Genomic DNA, 21,235 nt, shown 5'->3' with positions numbered 1-21,235 from the left:
TTGGTGTTTTGGATGGTGATGGTTGCTTCGGGCTTGGCGGTGCCGCGGAAGGTGAATGCCTGGTTCGGGACGTAGCCCTCGGCTGCGTTGGCCGGGTTCGTCAGAACGACAGCCTGTTCGACGGGAGGGTCGACTGGACTTTCGAGCTCGAGGATCTGCTCGTCGAATTTCTCGTCGTCGACCCACTGTTCGACCGTGACGGTCTTTGCATCGGGGGCAAGCCCTGCGGCGTTGATCACGAACTCCCCCGCGACTCCGGTAGCAACAAACGAGGTACCGATCTTGACTCGGGTGTCGGGGTAGAACACTGAGCTCGACGCCGTCCCGCGGATGATCGCGGAGTGTGCTTCGGCGTTGTAGGAATCTACGGATGCGACGAGTGCGGTCGGCTTGTCGCCGAAGGAGCTGCCTACGAGCTCATAGCGCCCGGTGGTGTCGATCGAGAGGTGGTCGAGCTCGTCGTCGAAGCCGACGAACCCTCCAGCCTTGCTTTCGACTTTGCCGTCGTCGGAGACATCGAATTGGTGGTCGTCATCGAGGATGTCGCCTTCGTCGAGGTCGTAGCCGATGCCGCCTGGCTGGGTCGGTGCCACTTCCAGGTTGAGCCCGGAATTGTCACCATCCACGATGCTCGAGATGGTGTTTCCTTCGGTGCCAGCCCGGGGAAGGTCGAAGAAGTCTCCGCCTGCGGCGCGTTCGGCTTCCGCCAGAGTCGTGGTGCGTGTTCCGCGCAGATCTGACGTGATGCCGATGTAGGAGCCGGCGGCCGGGTTGGAGGTGTCGTGCAAGACGAGCCGAGTGAAGTTATACGGCAGATCGTAGGCATGAGTCGAGGTGGACGCGTGAGCGCTGGTGGTCGCCGTGGCGATCAAGGAGGTTACGCCGAGAGTGGCGACGAGACAGAGCGCGGTCGTGCGGGGAAGAATCATGGGTGTGTCTTTCGTGGGGGGAAGGCCCTGCGGATTGCTAAAGTATATAGTTTAAATGTGAAATACAAAAATCAGGAGGATGCTTGGGGTAAGCATCCTCCTGATGGGCCAGCGTCTATTTGACGTTGATTGTGGTGTTCTTGCCCTCGCCGACGCTCTTCGGGGAGGGGCCTCGGTGGTTGATCGTGTTGTTGTCGCCCGTGGCGTCGATGGTGTTGACGGATGTGACGTCGATCGTGTTGCCCTTACCGAGGATGCCGATCGATTTGACGTTGTCGAGGTCGACGGTGCCACCATCTCCAAGGATCCAGACGGTGTCGCAGTCGCCCTTGAGGGTTTTCTTCTTTGTCTTGTCAACGTTGATGTGGGCGATGCCCTCGACGCACTTGTCGTTGTAACGGTCGGAAGTGGCGGCGGCAGGTTTGGTGCTCGAGGTGGTCGGTTCTGGGGTGCCGTCGCTCGTGGTGGCGCTGGCCGTGCAGCCGGTGAGCCCGGCCGTGACGCAGATAGCCAGGGTTGCGAGCAAGATCGGGGTCTTTGTCATGATGTGTCTTTCGTTGGAGGGCACCGGGCACCCCTCCGCGGGGTGCCCGGTGTTGGGTGTGAGTGAGCCGGGCGGCTAGTGCCGCGGGTGGCCTGGCATCACGGGCGCGGGGCGAAGCCGCGCAACTCGACGGTTTCCTCGTTCTGCCCGCCCTTGTCGGCGATGAAGTCCAGCGAGTAGACGTAGTCCTTCATGTTGGCGACGGTGAACTCCCAAACACCCGCGACGGTGGCCTTCGCGGTACCGAAGACCAGACCCTTGGTGTTCTGGATCGTCACGGTCGCGCCGGTCTTAGCCGTACCGGTGAAAGTGAACGACTGATTCTTGGCGTAGCCGTCTGAGGGGTTGGCGGGGTTCGTCAGCGACGTCGACATCTGGTTCGGTGCGAAGTTGCGGAGTTCGGTTTTCTTTTCGGTGGTGGTGCCTTTGTCGGCGATGAAGTCGAGGGAGTAGGTGTATTCCTTCATGTTGGCGTAGGTGAAGGCCCATTCGCCGGTGGTGGCGTTGGCGGTGGCGGTGCCGAAGACGAGTCCCTTGGTGTTTTGGATGGTGATGGTTGCTTCGGGCTTGGCGGTGCCGCGGAAGGTGAATGCCTGGTTCGGGACGTAGCCGTCGGATGCGTTGGCCGGGTTCGTCAGGACGACCTCGGTGCCGGTGGCTTCTTTCGGTGCGAAGTTGCGGAGTTCGGTTTTCTTTTCGGTGGTGGTGCCTTTGTCGGCGATGAAGTCGAGGGAGTAGGTGTATTCCTTCATGTTGGCGTAGGTGAAGGCCCATTCGCCGGTGGTGGCGTTGGCGGTGGCGGTGCCGAAGACGAGTCCCTTGGTGTTTTGGATGGTGATGGTTGCTTCGGGCTTGGCGGTGCCGCGGAAGGTGAATGCCTGGTTCGGGACGTAGCCGTCGGATGCCTTGGCCGGGTTCGTCAGAACGACCTCGGTGCCGGCGGGAGGAGTCTCGGGCTTGTCGCCGTTCACGACGACGGTCTCGCTGGTGGTGAGGTTGCCCTTCGACTTCTGAACGACGGTGTAGGTGTGCTTGAGTTCGCCGTCGACGCCGGCAACCTGCGCGGCCCACGTCCCGTTGTTGAGCCCGACGGTGCTAGCGAGCGCGGTGTCGTTGCCCTTTTCGAAGATCTCGACGCCGGCCTGGTACTGGCCGTCGCCGCGGAACGTGAGCGTGCCGCCGGCGAAGTCGGAGTCGTTGCGGGGCGCGGTGACCTCGACCCCGTTGCCGTAGTCGAGGGTGACGTCGGTGGAGCCGCCATCGGAGCTGTTGATCGACTGGGTGACCTCGAACGTCTGTCGGCCGGAGTCGGGGGCCTTGACGGGCGTCGTCCAGGCGCCCCGCGGGTTCGCGTACGTGGTCGTGACCTTGCCTTTACCGTCGACGATGGTGACCTTGGCGTTGGCCTCGGCGGTGCCCGAGAGGACTGCGTCGAACGCGGTGCCGCGGGTATCGAATGCGGCCTCCGCCGTGATCTTGTTGATCGTGACCATGATGTCGAAGTCCAGGTCGGCCTCAACCTGCTGGCCACCCTCGAACTGCTGGAACGTGACAGTGTTCTTGCCGAGCGACAGGCCGTCAACGGTGACCGTCGCAGTGCCGTCGTGGCCGAGGGTCTTCGTCTTGTTCTGGTACTGGACGGTTAAGCCTGGGGTTCCGGTGATCTCCACCTCGGCGGTCTGCGCCGCGAGGCTGGTCGACTTGACCGACGCGCTCAGCGGCGTGGTCTTGACGTCGACCGTGAATTCGGACGTGCCCAATGACTCGTTGGCATCGTCGAACGACTCGAGGGAGAACTTGTTGGCGCCGAGGTCGAGGTTGCGGACGTTCATGGTCCACTCGCCGGTGTCGGCATCCGCCCGAGCGGATTTGTTCGTCGTGCCGCCCGTGACCTGGACAAGGGAGCCAGGCTTCGCGTACCCCTTCAGGCTCGCGGTCCGGTCATACACATCGACGCTCGTTGCCTCGGCAGACAGCCTCTTCGGAGTCAGGCGGAATACGGTCTGCACCCCCTGGCGCATCGAGAGCGCGGTGATATGTTGGCCGCCCCCTCCTGTCCAGCCAACGGTCGTCAGCCCACGAAGGCCGAGGGCGGGCGTCGAGAGCGTGCCGTCCTCTGCTACCGCAAACTGCTGTCGAGCGTCGCCCTGACGGCAGGGAGCCTTCTGAAAGGCACCCTCGGGCATGTACCAGTTTCCTGTCGGCAAAACCCACAAGCATTCTCCGTTTTCAAAAACGATTGAGCCTTGCTCGCCAATCTTTGGGAATTTCGCCCATTCCAGGGCCGGGTTAGCATAGGCCTCCTGCGGCGTCTGCGACGACGAGACGCCGGACGGGTGGCCGGACAAGTAAGAGCTTCCGTCGTCGAAAATAAAAGGGAGGAAGCCCGGATGGTCAGCGGCCACCTTGGGCGCGGAGGCCTTGGTCTCCTTGGCGGGGGTGGGGGCCGCGTTCGCCGCAGCCCCCAGGGTGAGCGACGACGCGAGCGTCAGTGCGGCGAGGCCGAATGCGGCCCCGGTTTTTGCGATGGGCATACAAGGGTTCTTTCTTTCAGGCTCGGGCACGGCCGAGTGACAGATGTGTACCTGACATATTACACGAAACACAGCAGAATAAAAATATATGTGGCTAGGGTGTCTTACTGGGAGTGGCCACAATGGATCCTGGCGTCTAAACTTGAGTCTGATCCGCTCAAGTTCTTCGAAAGGGTAACCATGGCGAACATGCAGGGCGCTCCCGCCTCCGACGAGAAGCAGAAGTCGGCGCTCGAGCAGTACGGCGTCGATCTCACGGCGATTGCCGCGAGCGGCAAGCTCGATCCCGTGATCGGGCGCGACACCGAGATCCGCCGGGTCAGTCAGGTCCTCACCCGGCGTACGAAAAACAACCCGGTCCTCATCGGCGAGCCCGGCGTGGGCAAGACTGCAGTGGTCGAAGGTCTGGCTCAGCGGATCATCGCGGGCGACGTGGCCGACTCGCTGAAGGGCAAGCGGCTGATCTCGCTCGACATCTCGGCGCTCGTGGCCGGTGCCATGTACCGCGGCCAGTTCGAGGAGCGCCTGAAGGCCGTGCTCAAAGAAATCACCGAGTCGGATGGCCAGGTGATCACATTCATCGACGAGCTCCACACCCTCATGGGTGCGGGCGGCGGCGAGGGATCGGTGGCAGCGGCGAACATGCTCAAGCCGATGCTGGCCCGCGGCGAACTGCGGCTGATCGGCGCGACGACGCTCGACGAATACCGCCAGTACATCGAGAAAGACGCCGCCCTCGAGCGCCGCTTTCAGCAGGTGTATGTGGGCGAGCCGAGCGTCGAAGACACGATCGCTATTCTTCGCGGCCTTAAAGAGCGCTATGAGGCGCACCACGGCATCACCATCGCCGATAGCGCGCTCGTCGCCGCTGCTTCGCTCAGCAACCGCTACATCTCGGGCCGTCAACTGCCCGACAAGGCAATTGACCTCGTCGACGAGGCCGGCTCTCGCCTCAAGATGGAGATCGACTCGTCACCGCTCGAACTCGACGAGCTCTACCGCTCTCTCGCGCGGATGCAGGTCGAAGAGCTAGCGCTCAAAAAAGAGAAGGATCCCGCGAGCCGAGCTCGACTCGATGCTCTGCGCGACGAGATGACCTCCCGGCAGCAGACCTATGCCGACCTCAATCGTCGCTGGCAAGCCGAGAAAGCCGCCCTCCAGGGGGTCGGTGAACTCAAGGGCCAGCTCAATGACGCCCGCATCGAGCTTGACCGGGCGATGCGGGAGGGGCGCTACCAAGACGCCTCCAAGATCAACTACGAGACGATCCCCGAGATCGAGAAGAGCATCGCCGACGCCGAGAGCATCGAAGAGTCGGGCGACCGGATGGTCAACGATCAGGTCACCGACGCCGACATCGCCGAGGTTGTCGCCGCCTGGACGGGCATTCCGGTGGGGCGCCTGCTGGCGGCCGAGACCGAGAAGCTGCTGCACCTCGAAAACGAGTTGGGGCGGAGGATCATCGGGCAGCGGGAGGCCGTGACGGCGGTGAGTGAGGCCGTGCGTCGGACCAGGGCCGGGATCTCGGATCCTGATCGCCCGACGGGCTCGTTCCTGTTCTTGGGGCCCACCGGTGTGGGCAAGACCGAGCTGGCGCGGGCGCTAGCGGAGTTCCTCTTCGACGACGAGAAGGCGATGATCCGCATCGACATGTCGGAGTACGGCGAGGCACACACGGTGTCGCGGCTGCTCGGGGCGCCTCCCGGCTACGTGGGATACGAAGCGGGCGGGCAGCTGACCGAGGCTGTACGGCGGCGTCCGTACAGCGTTGTGTTGCTCGACGAAGTCGAGAAGGCGCACCCCGACGTGTTCGACATCCTGCTGCAGGTGCTCGACGACGGGCGCCTGACCGACGGGCAGGGGCGCACCGTCGATTTTCGCAACGTGATCCTGGTGCTGACGTCGAACATCGGCAGCCAGTATCTAATCGATCCCTCGCTCACGCCGGCTCAGAAAGAGGAAGCCGTACAGAACACGCTCCGGCAGGCCTTCAAGCCGGAGTTCTTGAACCGGCTCGACGACATCGTGCTGTTCACGACGCTGTCTCAGGACGACCTTGGCCAGATCGTCTCGCTGTACGTCGATCGTCTTGCTCGGCGGCTCACCGATCGCCGTCTCGAGCTTGCCGTCACTCCGGACGCTCGAGCGTGGTTGGCCGAGCGCGGCTACGACCCGATCTATGGTGCCCGCCCCCTACGTCGGCTCATGCAGAGGCAGATCGATGACAACCTCGCGCGGGCGCTGCTCGGAGGGGTGATTGTTGACGGCGACACTGTGCTGGTTGACGTCGAATCGGATGGTCAGTCGCTCACCGTATCGAGGCACGGTGCTGTCGAGCCGGATGCCGGCAGGCTCGACGACCTCCCCTCGTAGAGATAGAGGCAGACGGTCACCTGGCCGGCGATGCGGTCGCTAACGGGGCACCGATTGCGGCGTACGACGCCGGTGCCCACATGGCCGGATCGAGAACACGACGGCCGTCGACGATGGCGGTCACGCCGACGACGTCGGCGGGGGTCCAGTCGAGGTAATCACGATGGTCAGCCTGCACGATCGCTGCGGCCGCTGAGTCGCCGCGGTGGAACGGCTCGAAGCCGAGAGCACGAAGCTCATCATCACTGTAGAGCGGGTCGTGGACGACTGCTCTTGCGCCGACTGCGGAAAGGGCGTCGACGGTGTCGAAGACGCCGGAAAACGCGGTCTCTTTCACCCCGCCGCGATAAGAGGCACCCATCACGGCAACGGTAAGACCCGAGAGATCAGGTACGAGCGCCGAGAGCAGGCCGACCGCATGAACGGGCATAGCCGCGTTTCTCGCTCGCGCGGCTCGGACGATCGTTGCCTCGGGGTCGTTCCACAGATAGAGGCGGGGGTAGACGGGAATGCAATGACCCCCCACCGCGATACCTGGAGAGTGAATGTGGCTGAACGGCTGCGAGTTGCACGCTGCGATGACGCTCCTGACGTCGATGCCGGCTTTTTCAGAGAAACGAGCGAACTCGTTGGCCAGACCGATGTTCACATCTCGATAGGTCGTCTCGGCCAATTTCGCGAGCTCCGCGGCTTCGGCTGAACCAAGATCCCATACGCCGTTTGGCCGATCGAGGTCGGGTCGTTCGTCAAACTCGAGGACGCCCTCGTAGAAGTCTCGCGCTACCTTGGCGCCTGCATCGGAAAGGGCTCCGATGAGCTTAGGGTAGCGGCGGAGATCAGCGAAGACGCGACCGGTCAGAACCCGCTCGGGGGAGAACGCGAGGTGGAAATCGTCTCCCTCGCGGAGACCGCTTCCTTCTTCGAGCCGGGGGAGCCATCTGGTGCGCGTCGTGCCGACGGGCAGGGTCGTCTCGTAGGCCACCAGCGTGTTCGGGGTGAGGTTGTCGGCGATCGACGCGGTTGCGGCGTCCATCCAGGCGAAGTCGGGTCGGGCCTCCGAGTCGACGAAGAGCGGAACGACGACTACGACCGCGTCAGCCTCCGGGACGGCCGCGTCGTATGCGGTCGTTGCGATCAGGCGACCCGAGGCGACTGTCGAACGGAGTCTCACGTCAAGATCGGCCTCACCGGGAAACGGCTCGACTCCACGGTTGACGAGATCGACGACGGTGGACGAAATGTCGACCCCGACGACTTCATGGCCTCGCAGGGCGTACTGGACGGCAAGAGGGAGGCCGATCTTGCCGAGTCCGATGACGGCGATTTTCATGCGTACGCTCCTGTCGAAAGGGGGAGAAGGGACCGGGGATCGACGACCTCGTGCCGGGCTGCCGAGGCGATCGCGGCCTCGGCGACAACAAGCGCCTGGAGGCCGTCTCGCAGGGAGACTGCCTGGCTGGGCAGGCCGAGGACGGCATCGCGGAAGGCTTCGTGCTGCGCAAGGAGAGGTTCTTTCTTCTCCAGCGCGAAACGGGTAACCGTCCCTTCAGCGACTCCTCGAAAGGCTGCCACGGTGTCCCAGGAGGTCGACACGGTGCCGTTTTCGTAAAACGTCAGATCGGCGGTGAGAGTATCGGCGACGAATGTTCCGCGCGAGCCGGTGACGATCGTCAGTCGTTCTTTGAAGGGAGACAGCCAATTAACAAGGTGATTAGTCACGGTTCCGTCGGCGAGCCTGCCCGAGAACGCGACGAGATCCTCATGGGGGCGGCCGCTCTTGTAGGCGCTTTGCCCGAAAACGCTGACGAAATCGCTTCGGCAGAGCCACGCGGTGAGATCGATGTCATGCGTGGCGAGGTCTTTCACGACGCCGACGTCGGCGATCCTTGCAGGAAATGGGCCCTGGCGGCGCGTGGCCACTTGGAAAATCTCTCCCAGATCACCATTGCCGAGACGGCTCCGGAGTGATCGGAGAGCCGGGTTGAAACGTTCGATGTGCCCGACGGCTCCGACCAGTCCGCTCGACTCGAAGGCCTCGGTGAGGCGGAGAGCCGCCGTCGGAGTAGAAGCGACCGGCTTCTCAATGAGAGCGTGGATGCCGCACTCGGCCAGTTGGAGACCCACCGTTTCGTGGAGCGCGGTCGGAACCGCGACGACAGCGATATCGATTCCCTGATCGACGAGGGACGCGACCGACTCGTGGAAGGGGGTGGCCCCGGCGACGGAATGGGGATCACCACCCGGATCGGCTAGTCCGACTAGTTCGACGCCGTCCACCTGGCGGAGGACGCGGGCATGGTGGCGGCCCATCATCCCCGCCCCGACGAGGCCTGCCCGCAGAGGTCCGCTCATCGGCCGGCACCCGCGACATGCTCGACGGCAGTCACGATTCGCTCGAGGGCGTCGGGGCCGACACCGGGATGAATGGGCAGCGACAAAACCTCTCGTGAGGCGCGTTCGGTGTGGGGCAGGTCGAGGTCGAGGCCGAATGACGGCAGTCGATGCACGGGAGTGGGATAGTACGCGCCGGAACCGATGGCATGCTCTGTGGCGAGCGCCGCGGCGAACCCGTCCCGGTCGTCTTCAATGCGAATGGTGAACTGATGCCAGACCGCGTCGGCTTCGGGGGCGACCCGCGGGGGCACCACCCCTCGGAGGTTCTTGCAGAGGTAGTCGGCGTTGGCCCGGCGTCGGTCGGTCCAGTCGGCGACCTTCGTCAGCTGGACGCGACCAATGGCGGCATGTAGGTCGGTCATGCGGACGTTAAAGCCCACAATCTCGTTCGCATAGCGGGTCTCCATGCCTTGGTTGCGCAGAAGACGCAGGGTACGAGCGACGCCTGACTTGTTGGTGGTGATCATCCCGCCTTCGCCGGCCGTCATATTCTTCGTGGGGTAGAAGCTGAATGCCCCGATGTCGCCGAATGTGCCGACGAAGCGGCCGTTCCATTGCGCGCCGTGGGCCTGCGCGGCGTCTTCTATGACGGCAAGGCGGTGTTGCTTGGCGAGTGCGCCGAGGCGACTCATTTGAGCCGGGTGTCCATAGAGGTGGACAGGCAGAATCGCCGCGGTGCGCGGGGTGATGGCCGCCTCGACGCTGAGCGGGTCCAGGCAGTAGTGCTCCGGCTCGATATCGGCGAAGACCGGGGTGGCACCGGCGAGGCGGACGGCGTTGGCTGTTGCGGCGAACGTGAACGAGGGGACGATGACTTCATCGCCGGGGCCGACGCCGCTGGCGAGGAGGCCGAGGTGCAGCGCCGAGGTGCCCGAGTTGACAGCGATGGCATAACGCCCGTCAGAGAGGCGATCGGAGAACTCGGATTCGAATGCGGCTACTTCAGGCCCCTGCGCGAGTTTGCCGGAGGCCAGCACCGTGTCGACGGCACGCCTCTCGTCGACACCGATGGATGGCTGTGCTGCGGAAATGAAAGGAAGCGTCATTTCGAGACCTCCTCGAGTCGACCCTCGACGATGATGTGTCGGGTTGACGAGATCGGGCACACGAGCGAGTCGCCCTCGGCTACGAGCCGAACTCCGTGACGACCGACCCAGCCAATCTGCCGTGCCGGAGTGCCGGCGACAAGGGCAAAGTCGGGCACGTCTTGTGTCACGACCGCGCCCGCGGCGACGAGCGCCCACCGTCCGATCGAGACCGGCGCGACGCACACGGCTCCAGCTCCGATCGAGGCTCCGTCGTGCACGACAACTCCCGCCGTCGTCCAATCGGCGCCGGTCTTTACGATGCCGTCCGGGGTGATGGCTCGCGGTGCACGGTCGTTAGTGAGCACAGCTCCGGGGCCGACGAACACGCCTTGTCCGAGGGTCGCCGGATCGAAGAGGTGCGCGCCGTTTTGGATCTTGCAGTTGTCGCCCACGGCGACGCCGGCACCGACGTAGGCGCCGCGCCCGATGGTGCAATCGCCGCCGATGGAAGCGTTTTCGCGGACCTGTGCCAGGTGCCAGACATGCGTTCTGCCCCCGATCTGGGCGCTGGGATCGACGTCGGCCGTGGGATGAAGGGTGGGCAAAATGCCCAGCGGGTCGGGTTGTTGGAATGGGGTCGGGTTGGTGACCGGCATCGAAATTCCTCTGCTTGGAAGGGAGCGCCTCAATAGCGTTCCCTTACCATACGACATTTAAAATACAAATGAAAGAGAAGTCAGGCAAAAAGAAGACGCCACGACCCTCGGGGTCGTGGCGTCAGTCTGCTGAGAGCGAACTAGTCGCGACGCAGCACCAGACTGTCGAGCTCGAGGCGCGTGCGGGGGAGCGTCTCGCGCTCGGCCAGCTTTTCGGGGAGCTGGTCGGCGGGGGCGACGACCCCGACTGCACTCACGGTGACGGGCAGAAGGCGAGCGGGGAGATCGAAGGCCGATCGGAGGCCATCGACCTCGATGCCCGCCATCTGGTGCACGTGGAGGCCCTCGGCGTGGGCCTGAACCGTCAGTGCCGAGACAGCGAGCCCGAGGTCGTACTGGGCCCCGGCGCGAGCATCGCCCGCTTCGGACTCGGTTTCGGCGATGGCCACGACGAGCGCGGCGGCATTGCCCGCCCACAGCGTATTAAAGCCCATCAAGTTGGCGAGGATCGTGTCGAAGGTCGCGGTTCCGCGGCGCCCGACGATGAAGCGTCGCGGCTGCAGGTTCAGGGCCGACGGCGCCCAGCGGGCGGCCTCGAGCAGGGCTGTCACCTGGTCGTCTGAGACCGTGGCGGTCGGATCGAACGAGCGGGGGCTCCAGCGCTCGTCGAGAAGATCGACGAGAGGCACCGACGTCTCAGAGGTGCGAGCGGTGGTGGCGGACTGGTCTGTGGTGGTCATAGCTACTCCTGGATTAGTGAAGCGTGACTCCGCACCGTCGAGGAGAACTCATCTGCTGAACACCCTAGGCGCAGAATCTATGCCCGCGCATGGTTATGTCTCCCGAAGGCGCTCTCAGCCGCCAAGGTGCGAGACGACCGCCGAGTCGATCATCTGCTGGGTCACCGAGTAGAGCGCCACGACGAGGATCGCGGCCACCACAGGCAACCAGAAGGCGAGAATGCGCCGCGCGACGAAGAGCCCGGCGAAGACCGACGCGAAGACGGCGAGAGCGATCGGAGCGAACTCGGCGAGCACGTTGGCGAGGGCTGCGCCCGGCACCGACCCCTCGGCTGAATCGGCCCGAGTCAGTGCCTCGACGACATAGACCGCCACCAGGATGTACAGGATCGCCGTGAAGATCGCCGTGATCGCCACGTCGCCCGTGCGAAGGGGGCGTCGCCTCGGCTTGGCCGGACGCCCCGGGGCGACGGCCCCGGCGGGAAGCCCGGGGCTCGATGTTCCAGGGCTGGTAGCCGGCATGGGGATGCCCGGAGGATCCGACGGCTCGGTCACGAGAGCACGCCCAGTTCGCGACGGATCGACGCCACGAGTGAGTCGACGTCGTCGGTCGTCGTATCGAAGGAGCACATCAGTCGCACCTCGCCCGTCTCTCTGTTCCAGTCGTAGAACCGGTGTTCGGCGCGGACCGTCTCGATGATCGGTTTCGGGAGGACCACGAAGACCGCGTTGGCTTCGACCGCCTGCGTGATCGTGACGCCGGGGAGGTCGACGAGCGCGTCGCGAACGCGGAGCGCGAGGGCGTTGGCGTGCTGCGCTGACCGGAGCCAGAGATCACCCTCGAGGAGTGCCACGAACTGGGCCGACACGAAGCGCATCTTCGACGGGAGCTGCGCGTCCATCTTGCGGATGTACGTGATGCCCTCGAGACCCGCGTCGCTCAGCGAGACGACCGATTCGCCGAAGAGGAGGCCGTTCTTGGTGCCGCCGAACGAGACCGCGTCGACTCCGGCGTCGCGCGTCATCTGCTGGAGCGTGGCCCCGGTGCTCGCGGCGGCGTTGGCGATGCGCGCACCGTCGAGGTGCACCGTCATGCCGAGGGAGTGCGCGTGTTGCGTGATCGCCCGGATCTCGGAGACCGAGTAGGCCGTTCCCATCTCGGTCGTCTGTGTGATCGAGACGGCGAGGGGCTGAGGGCGCTGCTGGTCGCCCCAGCCGTAGGCCTGCCTGTCGATCAGATCGGGTGTCAGCTTGCCGTCGGGTGTTGGAACGGAGAGGAGCTTCAGCCCGCCGAGGCGCTCGGGAGCCCCGCCCTCGTCGGTGTAGATGTGCGAGGTCGATGCGCAGATGACGGCGCCCCAGCGCGGAACGAGCGCCTGTAGGGCGGCCACGTTGGCGCCGGTGCCTGTGAGGACGGGGTAGACGGCCGAGCCGGCGCCGAAGTGCTGCTCGACGAGTTCGCTGAATCGCGCCGTGTAGGGATCGGCGCCGTAGGAGGCGACGTGGCCGCCGTTCGCGTCGGCCAGCGCCTGAATGACCTCGGGGTGGGCGCCCGAGTAGTTGTCGGAGGCGAACGAGTGAAGTGCGGGATCGTGCAGAGGAGTCACCCGCCCAGTCTCTCTCACGAAGTGCGGGCCGACCTACTCGTTGCCCGGCGGGGTGGGCGCGGTCGCGGTCGGAGCCGGCTCGGTGTCTGACGTCGGAGGGGCGGCCGGCTCGTCGTTCTAAGGCGTCGCGGCGTTACCGTTGCTGTCGCCGGTTTTGTCGAGCTCGCCGTCGTGTTCACCGTCGGTCTCCCCGTCGCCGAGCGGCAGCGGGGTGGTGCGGGGACGGTATTCGGGCGTCGCTGCCGCGAAGGCGTCTCCGCCGTAAGCGGCGTTGATAGCCGATTGCAGGCCGCGCCAGATGTTCAGCCGCTGCACGTTCATCGCGCCGTAGGTGCCGTAGATGCGGTACTGGTTTTGGTGGCCCTCGATGTTGCCGACCCAGGAGGCCGTGACGACCTTCGATGAGCCGCCGACGAGCCAGGTCTGTTCGGCGTGGTCGGTCGTTCCGGTCTTGCCGAGGACGGGCACGCCGTCTCGCGGGTTGGCGGAGGTCGCCGTTCCTGAGGCGAACACGCCCTGCATAGCCACGGCGGCCTTGGCCACGACATCGGCGTCGATGACCTGCTCGCACTTCTTCGTCTGGCCGGGAAGGGTCGTGCCGGCGTCGTCGACGATCGAGTCGATGAACGTCGGTTCGCAGTAGGTGCCGCCGTTGGCGATGGCGGCGAAGGCCGCTGCCATGGTGAGCGGGGCGACGGTGTTGCCGGAGCCGATGACGGACGACGGATAGGCGGAGAGCTCGCCGCCGTCGGCGGGGTGGACGCCGAGCGACTTGGCGGTGTCGCGGATATCACAGAGGTCGAGCTTCTGCGCCATCGCGGCGTAGCCCGTGTTGATCGAGCGAATCGTGGCCTGGAGTGCTGTGACCGTGCCCGGGTTGCCGAAGTCGTCGTTCTTGGGGTCGAAGCGGGTGTAATCGGGAGCCCCGCAGGCCGTCATCGGGCTGAAATCGCGCGGAGTCGCATTGACGGTGTCGTAGAGACTGTGGCCCTTCTTCAGCCAGTCGAGAAGCGTGAAAGGTTTGTAGGTCGACCCGGGTTGGAAGCCGGTCGAACTGCCCCACTTCTCGTCGACGGCGTAATTGACCGCAGTGGTGCCGGGCCCGCCGCCCTGAAGGGTGTCGTCGAAGTCTTTGTTCTGGGCCATCACGATCACGCGGCCGGTACCCGCCTCGACGGAGGTGGCCACGGCGCCCAGCGCGTATCGAGTCTCGGTTTTGGGGGCATAGGTGTCGACCAGCTCTTTCGCCTTCGCCGTGAGGTCGAGATCGAGCGAGGTGTGGATCTCGTACCCGCCGAGTCGCCAGTTGCGGTCTCGCTCGGCGGCCGACTTGCCGAGGGCCGGAAGCGTCTTCACGACACGGCGGATCAGGTCGCACCACTGCTGTGCTCCGGCCTCCGTCACTGCCATGCAACCCTGTGTCGCGGGGGTGAGATGGACGTACGAACCGATGCGCGCCTTCAGGGCTTTCGAGAGCGACGCATTCGACATCATCTTCTCCTTCGCCATCGACCGGAGGATCACGTCGCGCCGAGCCTTATTGGCCTTGTAGTGCTTCGGTGTGGAGAGGTTGCGGCTTTCGGGGTACTGGACGATCGCGATGAGACTGGCCGCCTCGGCCGGCGTCAGCGTCTTGGCGCTCTTGCCGAGGTAGTGCTGGGCCGCCGCCTCGACGCCGTACGCCTGATCGCCGAAGTAGGCGATGTTGAGGTAGGCGAGCAGGATCTCTTTCTTGCTGTATTTTTTCTCGAGGCCGATCGCGAGCTTCATCTCGGCGATCTTGCGAGCCGTCGACTTCTCGGTGGCTTTCGCATAGGCCTTTTGACGGGCTTTCTCTGTGTCGAGCGACATGGCCTTCGCCACGAGAATGTTGCGCACCAGCTGCATCGACAGGGTCGAGCCGCCACCCGCCGACCCGAGCTCTTTCGTCGCCAGGCTACCGACACCCGCCCGGACGAGGGAGTTCAGATCGACGGCACCGTGCTCGAAGAAGCGCCGGTCTTCACCCGCGACCGCGGCGTTCTTCAGGTTTCTGGAGACGTCGTTCCACTCGACTGTTACGCGGTTCTCGCTATAGAGGGTGGCCAGCGGCACCTCCTGGCCGCCCTTGTGGGCGTAGACGACGTTGCGCTGCTGCAGTTTGCCGATCTCGATGTACTCGGGGATCTGATCGAAGGCGCTAATCGCACCCGAGGCTGCTTGACCGGCCACTGCGACGCCGGGCGTGATGGCGACGCTGACGAGGAGGCCGGCCACGGTGCTGAGGGCAACGATGCCGAGCAGGGCGGTGAGGGCGCGACGTAGTTGCGAGGTGGTGACTGCCATAGAGAACATGGTATGTCACACCTCATACATCGAGACTAGAGCTGTCGAGATTCGAGCCAGGTGTTCAGGATCCTGACGAATTCGACGGGGCGCTCGACGCTCGGCAAGTGGGCCGAGTCGGGAAACCGCGCCCCCGACGAGTCGGGGACGGTCGAGAGGAGGTACTCGGTCGCGGCCAACTCGCCCGAGAGGTCGTGCTCGCCGACGACGATGAGCGCGGGCAGCTCGATGTCGACGGTGCGGTAGTAGGCCGGCGACTCGAGGGGGACGGGCTTGGGCGCCTCGGTCAGGTGCGGCAGATTGGCCGCATTGAGTGCGTAGGCCTGCTCGAGAAAAGCGGGTTCGAGTTCGATCAGGTCTCGCGTCGGCCCCGTGGCCCAGAGCTCGGCCTCGACGCGGTTGAGTTGCGCGTGGTCTCCCGCTGCCAGCAGGGCGTCGAGTTCGTCGAACAACTCGTTCTCGCGCTCGGTCATCTCGACCTCCGGAAAACCGCTCGGGACCGACCCGACAGTGACGAGGCCGGTGAAGCGGTCGGGGTGCTCGACGACGGCGTCGATCGCGATCCGGCCCCCTCGGGAGGCGCCGATGAGGGTGGCCCGGTCGATGCCCGCGGCGCCCATCACGGCGAGAAGATCGTCGACCTCCGAGAAGTGCACGTCGTCGGTTGCCGTGTCACCGAAACCCCGGGTGTCGTAGCGCAGGATCCTGTGGTTCTGGGCCAGGCCCGGCACGATCGGATCCCACATCCGCCGCGTCGCCACCCCCGCGTGGATCAGCACCAGAGCCGGAGCGCTCGGCTCTCCGTCGAGCTCGTAGGCGAATGTGCCCCCGTTGAAAACAGTCTCAGCCATGGCTCGAGGCTAACGCCGCAGCCACCAGACTGGGGAGTATGGCTGGAGTTCTGATCGGGTTCGCAATCATCGGCGCGGTCATTCTGATCGGGTACGTCGTCGGGCGCATCGATCTGCTCGGACCGCAGGGGCACCGCGTGCTCAGCCAACTCGTCTTCTTCGTGCTCACCCCGTGCCTGCTCTTCACGACGATCTCGAAGGCCGACGTGCACGTGCTGTTCTCGCCCATCTTGATCGTGTCGACCCTCGCGGCGCTCACCGTGGCGGCCATCTCGATCGTGGTGCTGCGGCTCGTGCTTCGTCGCTCGGTGCCCGAGACCACCATGGGCACGATGGCAGGGGCCTACGTCAACGCCAACAACATCGGCATCCCCGTCGCCGTGTACGTCTTGGGGAGTGCCACCTATGTGGCGCCGGTCCTCCTTTTTCAACTGCTGATTCTGACGCCGGTCGTGCTGACGATCATGGACGTGTCGACGAACCGAGGATCCGGCAGCAGCCGCTTGGCCACCGTGACGCGCCCGTTCCGCAATCCCCTCCTCATCGCCTCTCTCCTCGGCGTGCTCGTCTCGGTGTTCGACATCCGCATTCCCACCGACGTGCTCGAACCGTTCGCGTTGGTCGGTGCCGCCGCCGTGCCCGTCGTGCTGATCTCGTTCGGCATGTCGCTGCACGGGCAGAAGCCGTTGCAGGCGGGGAGTGCGCGGGTGGACGTGCTCGTCGAAAGCGCGCTCAAGGTCGTGGTGATGCCCGTTGTGGCGTGGATCCTCGGCGCTTTCGTGTTCGACTTCGGGCACGACGAGCTCTTCGTGACGGTGGTGGTCGCCGGGCTGCCGAGTGCGCAGAACGCGTTCAACTACGCGCAGCGGTATCAGACGGGGGTGGTCGTGGCGCGGGATACGGTGTTGATCACGACGATTGCCGCGGTGCCGGTGTTGGTCGTCGTCGCGGCGCTACTGAAGTGAGAATTTCGTCGTCAAACCTCCGGCATGCCGACATCACGAGCGCGATCATCAGGGCATAAGCCGCTACGGAAAGGGCTGTCCAGGCGGCGAGGGTTGTCTCGATGCTTTTTCCGAGGGCGATGGTCAACATGACGACGCCGATTGTGACGGTGCCGCGGAGGATGTCCCAGAATAGCTGGGTCCGCTGTCGCTGCAAGAGCGTCAGGACGCGCGAGATCGGAACGACGACGAGTTGCGCTCCAGCTACGGGAATCAGGAGTCGTGCTATGTCGCCTGATTCTCTCCATGCACCCCCGAAGATCCAGGTGATGACCGGCGGGCACACCAGCGCTGCGACGCTCCCGCCGATCAATGTGATAGTCCCTGCAACCAGGAGGTGCCGCCGGACAAGGGTGCCAATGACGGCTTCCCGGTCTCGGATCGCGCTGGAAGCCGACGCGTCTAAGCGTTGGCCGAGAGCCTCGGCCGCCAGCCCGGCAGGTGACGTTGTCAATCGCATGGCGAATGCTAGGAAGCCGACCGTCAGAGACCCATAGGCGCCCGACAAGGGGAGGATGGGCAGTTGGACGCCCACGGAGTTGGCGAGCGCGGACCAGGTCGAGATGAGCGGAAACCGCCGAAACTGATGAGCCGTGTGCCCTAGGCGTCGCGCGGACACCCTGAAGATTCTGCGGTTCTGACGTCGGACGACGACAAGGCCCCCTGCTAATCGGCTCATAGCCGTTCCCAGTAGCAAGCCGGCAGGGCCGGTCCACGCCAGACCGAAATTCGCCGCCAGCTGCCCGGTACTCTGCAGCAGGTTTCTCCTAGACAGCGACGCGAAATTCGACTGCCGGATGGACAGCGTAGAGACGATTCGTTGCAGACCGATGCTGGCAACGGTGATAGGGCAGATCCACCAGTATGTTTTTAGCCCCGAAACTCCGATCACCCCGGCAATGGCATCAGAGTGGCAAGCGAGAACGACGGCAATTCCGATCGACATAGAGACCGTCGTCGCGCCGGCGAGAAGCGCAAGCGCTCGAGCAGCCGACTCGGCACGGGGGAGCGGGATCGCGCGTTCCCAGCACAGCGTCACCGCAGACCCTCCGATTGTCGAGAGTGCGACTATTGCGGCGAGCACGCCGAAATCGTCGGGTGAATAGAGCCTGGCGAGTAAGGGCGAGGCAGCCAATACCGCCGCCTGTCCGGCGGCACTCGTCGTCAAGAGGTGCAGGAGTGATGTGCGCCTTTCGGCGCGGTCTCTCGCCGCCTCGAGGACTGGGTCGGAGGCATCGGGCTGAGTCAATCTCGTGACTCGAGACCGAGGGATTGGTAGACGGCGAGCAGCTGGGGCTCTTCTCGAGCCCAGTTGAATCGCTCCACTGCCGCCCGCCGGGCGGTCGAACCGTGGGTCTCTAGGAGAGCCGGGTTCGATGCGTATTTTGCCATCGCGGCCGCCACGGCGTCAGGGTCTTCGGGGTCGACGAAAATTGCGCAATCGTACCCGGCGAGAATGTCACGCCAAACGGGGAAGTCCGAGGCGATGATCGGGAGCCCCGCAGCGAGGTATTCGAACATCTTTGTGGCAAGAGCTTGCTGGTAGGCACGCGTGGGGTGCAGGACGACAAGTCCGACCCGAGAGGCGAGTAATAGGTCGCGAGCAGACTCTGGATCAAGCAGGCCGTGGATTGTCAGCCGGCCGTCCCCTCGAAGGTCGTCTCCATGCGCCGCTGGGTAACAGGCGCCCGCGAGGGCGACGTGCCAGTCGTCGGGAAAGGCGGGGGTGTGAGTTGCTCGCTGCATCACGGTCGAGCCCCGCTCCTCACTGACGACACCGATGTAAACGGCGCGGCGGGGCCTCTCTGTGAGCGGGGTGAGGGTCAGCTCTGCCGCTCTCAAGATCGGAAAGTTGCAGACAACAGTGGTTTTGTGCGCAGGGTATCGAAGCGCGACGATCGGAGTAGCGGCGATGACGGCATCGGCCATCCCGCCGAGTCGAACTAGTAGCTTCGACAACTCTGACGCCGCACGCCGAAGGAAATGCGGGATATACGGCTTGTCTAGTACTTGCTCGGGGACGTCCTCATGAGCATCGAAGATGACCCGGCGTTGGAGGAGGCGAAGGAACGGAATGCCGACGACTAGCTCCGGATCATGGAGGTGAACGACCGGAGCGCCAGAGCGGATGGCGAGGACGATGGCGCTCGGAACGTTTACCAGGAGGCGGGTCATTCGTGACCGTCGCCGGAGCAGACGGGAGGAGACACCCGTCTCTGGCACGGATGTCGGGGAGTCGACCGCTATGAGGAGGGTTCGGTAGCACCTCGCGGTCGATGCCGCCTCGCGCATGTGGATACGATTATCGGTCCATGCGTGAGCACTACTCACATGGGCGACGTCGAATCGACGATCAGGTGATTTAGCAGGGAACAGGGACATTGGTATTCCTCGGGTGCGCTTAGGGGGATTGAACGGTTGAGGTCGCTTCGGTGGAACCGTGAAACTCGCTAGTGGTCGCAAGGCCCTGCGTCGAGACGCCCCTTCGACTGATGACTACGGCGGCGGTCCGCCACAGGATGAGGAGGTCGCCGTGAAGCGACCAGGTGTCGACATACTCCACGTCGCTTCGCAGACGGTCATCCCATTTCAGGTCGTTGCGACCGCGTATCTGGGCCAGGCCGGTTAGCCCGGGACGGACCTCGTGCCGCCGCGCTTGCACAGCGTCGTAGCGGCTGAGGTAATCGACCGGGAGAGGGCGAGGCCCGACAAAACTCATGTGCCCCAGGAGGATGTTCACCAACTCGGGGATCTCATCGAGGCTGGAAGCGCGGAGCCAGTAACCGAATCGTGTGAGCCGGTCGGCATCTGATTCGGGATGTCCCCGGTCGCAAGGGGCCCTCATCGACCGAAATTTGATCATCGTAAAGGGTCGGCCGTTGCGGCCGGCACGGACCTGGAAGAAGAACACCGGGCGCCCGAGGCACATGCCCACAGCACTGGCCACGACGAGCGCGAGCGGAACGACGGCGATGAGACCAACGGCGGCGGCAACCACATCAAACGTTCGTTTCGCGCGGAGGGACCATGGCCGGGGGTCACGCACGCGCGTTGCCTAAGACAGAGTGAAGCGAGTCGGCAATGCGATCGAGTTGTGTTGGCACGAGCTGTGAGCCACTCGGCAGTGACAGACCTGTGGCGAATAGTGCGTCGGCGGCCCCCGATTGGATCGAGTGAGCGGTGCTGAAGGCGAGCTGTCTGTGCAGGGGTTTCCATAGGCGCCGCGATTCGATGCCCTTCTTTGCCAGGTGAGACCTGACTGCGCCAGGCGCTATGCCGAGGGCCGGATCAATCACGATGGATGTCAGCCAGCAGTTATCAGATTCGTCGTCGTCGGCGTGCAGGAGAGAGACTCCGTCGAAGTCGGCGACGACCTTGCGGTAGAACTCACGGTTTGCGCGACGGCGTGCGATCATGTCGTCGAGCCTGACGAGTTGAGCTCGCCCAAGTGCGGCCAGCACGTTGCTCAAGCGGTAGTTGTAGCCGACTTCATGATGTTCATAGTGGTCGGTGGGCTCGCGAGATTGGGCCGCTCGTTTACGTGCCTCTGCGGCGAGAACGGCATCGTCGGTCAACAGCATGCCGCCTCCGGAGGTCGTCATGATCTTGTTGCCATTGAAGGACACCGCTGTCGCGCGACCCAGGGATCCGACCGGTGCACCCTTGTGAAAGGCGCCGAGAGATTCGGCCCCATCGGCTAGCAGGGGCACCCCGTAGTGCTTCGTGATCGCGTCGAGAGTCGAGTAGTCGGCGGATTTGCCGTAGATGTCTACTGCGAGCACTGCTGCGACGGATGGGCCGCTGGCTTGGCTTTCAGCCAAGGCTCCTTCGACGAGGTCTGAATCGAGGTTGCCGGTAACTGGATCACAGTCGACGAGAACAGGCTCGGCGCCGGTGTAGGCGATTGCATTTGCAGTCGCGGCGAAAGTGAAGGTAGAGGTGATGACTCGGGTGCCGGCGCGTGCGCCTACGCCGAGCAGAGCGAGATGGAGGGCGGCTGTGCCGGACGATACGGCGACACCGTGGTCGACGCCGACACGCGTCGCCAGCTCACGTTCGAACTGGTCCAGCTCGGGGCCGATAGGGGCTGCCCAACCGCTCGCTACTGCACGCGCCACAGCTTGTTGTTCTGCGTCCCCGGTGTCGGGAGGGGACAGGAAGATAGGGGTGTTCACGGGATCCGTTCGATCGGGGCGAATATGAGTACCACGGTGACAATGTGAAATTTATCACGTAGAATTCAGAATGAC

At 64.4% G+C, this 21,235-nt stretch carries 18 protein-coding genes; 2 read left to right on the top strand and 16 right to left on the bottom strand.

All coding sequences use genetic code 11. The annotated features are described in order from the left end of the window. The 3 genes from ITJ49_RS06280 to ITJ49_RS06270 form a co-directional block, all read right to left on the bottom strand. Positions 1-929: hypothetical protein (locus ITJ49_RS06280; RefSeq protein ID WP_194602822.1), on the bottom strand; the 929-nt coding region annotated here is incomplete at its 3' end. A gap of 115 nt (positions 930-1,044) precedes the next feature. Further along, positions 1,045-1,473, bottom strand: coding sequence for a DUF3060 domain-containing protein (locus ITJ49_RS06275; protein ID WP_194602821.1), 429 nt, complete (start codon positions 1,471-1,473; stop codon positions 1,045-1,047). A gap of 98 nt (positions 1,474-1,571) precedes the next feature. Then, positions 1,572-3,422: a hypothetical protein gene (locus ITJ49_RS06270; protein WP_194602816.1), complete on the bottom strand. Its 1,851-nt coding sequence runs from the start codon at positions 3,420-3,422 to the stop codon at positions 1,572-1,574. 765 nt (positions 3,423-4,187) lie between these two features. On the opposite strand from ITJ49_RS06270, the gene ITJ49_RS06265 reads away from it, so the two are divergent. Beyond that, positions 4,188-6,380, top strand: a complete 2,193-nt coding sequence (locus tag ITJ49_RS06265; RefSeq protein WP_194602813.1) for an ATP-dependent Clp protease ATP-binding subunit — start codon at positions 4,188-4,190, stop codon at positions 6,378-6,380. Positions 6,381-6,396: 16 nt separating this feature from the next. On the opposite strand, the gene ITJ49_RS06260 is transcribed toward ITJ49_RS06265, so the two are convergent. The 9 genes from ITJ49_RS06260 to ITJ49_RS06220 all read right to left on the bottom strand — a co-directional run bounded on the left by ITJ49_RS06260 (position 6,397) and on the right by ITJ49_RS06220 (position 15,981). Further along, on the bottom strand, positions 6,397-7,710 hold the full coding sequence (locus ITJ49_RS06260) for a nucleotide sugar dehydrogenase (protein WP_194602810.1): 1,314 nt from the start codon (positions 7,708-7,710) through the stop codon (positions 6,397-6,399). Next, positions 7,707-8,732: a Gfo/Idh/MocA family protein gene (locus ITJ49_RS06255; protein WP_194602807.1), complete on the bottom strand. Its 1,026-nt coding sequence runs from the start codon at positions 8,730-8,732 to the stop codon at positions 7,707-7,709. The genes ITJ49_RS06260 and ITJ49_RS06255 overlap by 4 nt, the downstream gene beginning before the upstream one ends. Further along, complete coding sequence (locus ITJ49_RS06250; protein WP_194602804.1) at positions 8,729-9,820, bottom strand: DegT/DnrJ/EryC1/StrS aminotransferase family protein; 1,092 nt, start codon at positions 9,818-9,820, stop codon at positions 8,729-8,731. Before ITJ49_RS06250 ends, ITJ49_RS06255 begins: the two co-directional genes overlap by 4 nt. Then, positions 9,817-10,458, bottom strand: a complete 642-nt coding sequence (locus tag ITJ49_RS06245; RefSeq protein WP_194602801.1) for an acyltransferase — start codon at positions 10,456-10,458, stop codon at positions 9,817-9,819. The genes ITJ49_RS06250 and ITJ49_RS06245 overlap by 4 nt, the downstream gene beginning before the upstream one ends. Positions 10,459-10,598: 140 nt before the next feature. Beyond that, the gene (locus tag ITJ49_RS06240; protein ID WP_194602798.1) at positions 10,599-11,198 is read right to left on the bottom strand and encodes a nitroreductase family protein; all 600 of its coding nucleotides are present in this window, start codon (positions 11,196-11,198) and stop codon (positions 10,599-10,601) included. Between the two features lie 114 nt (positions 11,199-11,312). Then, positions 11,313-11,753 carry a hypothetical protein gene (locus tag ITJ49_RS06235; RefSeq protein ID WP_194602795.1) on the bottom strand — a complete coding sequence of 147 codons (441 nt, stop codon included), beginning with the start codon at positions 11,751-11,753 and terminating at the stop codon, positions 11,313-11,315. After that, the gene (locus ITJ49_RS06230; protein WP_370544391.1) at positions 11,750-12,805 is read right to left on the bottom strand and encodes a low specificity L-threonine aldolase; all 1,056 of its coding nucleotides are present in this window, start codon (positions 12,803-12,805) and stop codon (positions 11,750-11,752) included. Before ITJ49_RS06230 ends, ITJ49_RS06235 begins: the two co-directional genes overlap by 4 nt. 117 nt (positions 12,806-12,922) lie before the next feature. Beyond that, positions 12,923-15,130, bottom strand: a complete 2,208-nt coding sequence (locus ITJ49_RS06225; RefSeq protein ID WP_194602789.1) for a transglycosylase domain-containing protein — start codon at positions 15,128-15,130, stop codon at positions 12,923-12,925. A 35-nt stretch (positions 15,131-15,165) separates the two neighbouring features. Continuing rightward, positions 15,166-15,981 carry an alpha/beta fold hydrolase gene (locus ITJ49_RS06220; protein ID WP_194602786.1) on the bottom strand — a complete coding sequence of 272 codons (816 nt, stop codon included), beginning with the start codon at positions 15,979-15,981 and terminating at the stop codon, positions 15,166-15,168. A 38-nt stretch (positions 15,982-16,019) separates the two neighbouring features. Between ITJ49_RS06220 and ITJ49_RS06215 the strand changes: the two genes are divergently transcribed. After that, a complete protein-coding gene (locus ITJ49_RS06215; RefSeq protein WP_194602783.1) occupies positions 16,020-16,946 on the top strand; it encodes an AEC family transporter in 927 nt (308 codons plus the stop codon). Here ITJ49_RS06215 and ITJ49_RS06210 read toward each other — a convergent pair. The 4 genes from ITJ49_RS06210 to ITJ49_RS06195 all read right to left on the bottom strand — a co-directional run bounded on the left by ITJ49_RS06210 (position 16,891) and on the right by ITJ49_RS06195 (position 21,160). Next, positions 16,891-18,234, bottom strand: a complete 1,344-nt coding sequence (locus ITJ49_RS06210) for a lipopolysaccharide biosynthesis protein (protein WP_194602780.1) — start codon at positions 18,232-18,234, stop codon at positions 16,891-16,893. The two genes, ITJ49_RS06215 and ITJ49_RS06210, sit on opposite strands and share 56 nt — an antisense overlap. Then, positions 18,231-19,160 carry a glycosyltransferase gene (locus ITJ49_RS06205; protein ID WP_194602778.1) on the bottom strand — a complete coding sequence of 310 codons (930 nt, stop codon included), beginning with the start codon at positions 19,158-19,160 and terminating at the stop codon, positions 18,231-18,233. Before ITJ49_RS06205 ends, ITJ49_RS06210 begins: the two co-directional genes overlap by 4 nt. Positions 19,161-19,386: 226 nt before the next feature. Continuing rightward, complete coding sequence (locus ITJ49_RS06200) at positions 19,387-20,031, bottom strand: sugar transferase (protein ID WP_194602773.1); 645 nt, start codon at positions 20,029-20,031, stop codon at positions 19,387-19,389. Further along, positions 20,024-21,160 carry a DegT/DnrJ/EryC1/StrS family aminotransferase gene (locus ITJ49_RS06195; RefSeq protein WP_194602770.1) on the bottom strand — a complete coding sequence of 379 codons (1,137 nt, stop codon included), beginning with the start codon at positions 21,158-21,160 and terminating at the stop codon, positions 20,024-20,026. The genes ITJ49_RS06200 and ITJ49_RS06195 overlap by 8 nt, the downstream gene beginning before the upstream one ends. Positions 21,161-21,235: the final 75 nt, after the last annotated feature.

The sequence above is a fragment of the Frondihabitans sp. VKM Ac-2883 genome (assembly GCF_015350875.1).
Lineage (GTDB): Bacteria > Actinomycetota > Actinomycetes > Actinomycetales > Microbacteriaceae > Frondihabitans.
This window is presented reverse-complemented; position numbering and strand designations above follow the sequence as displayed.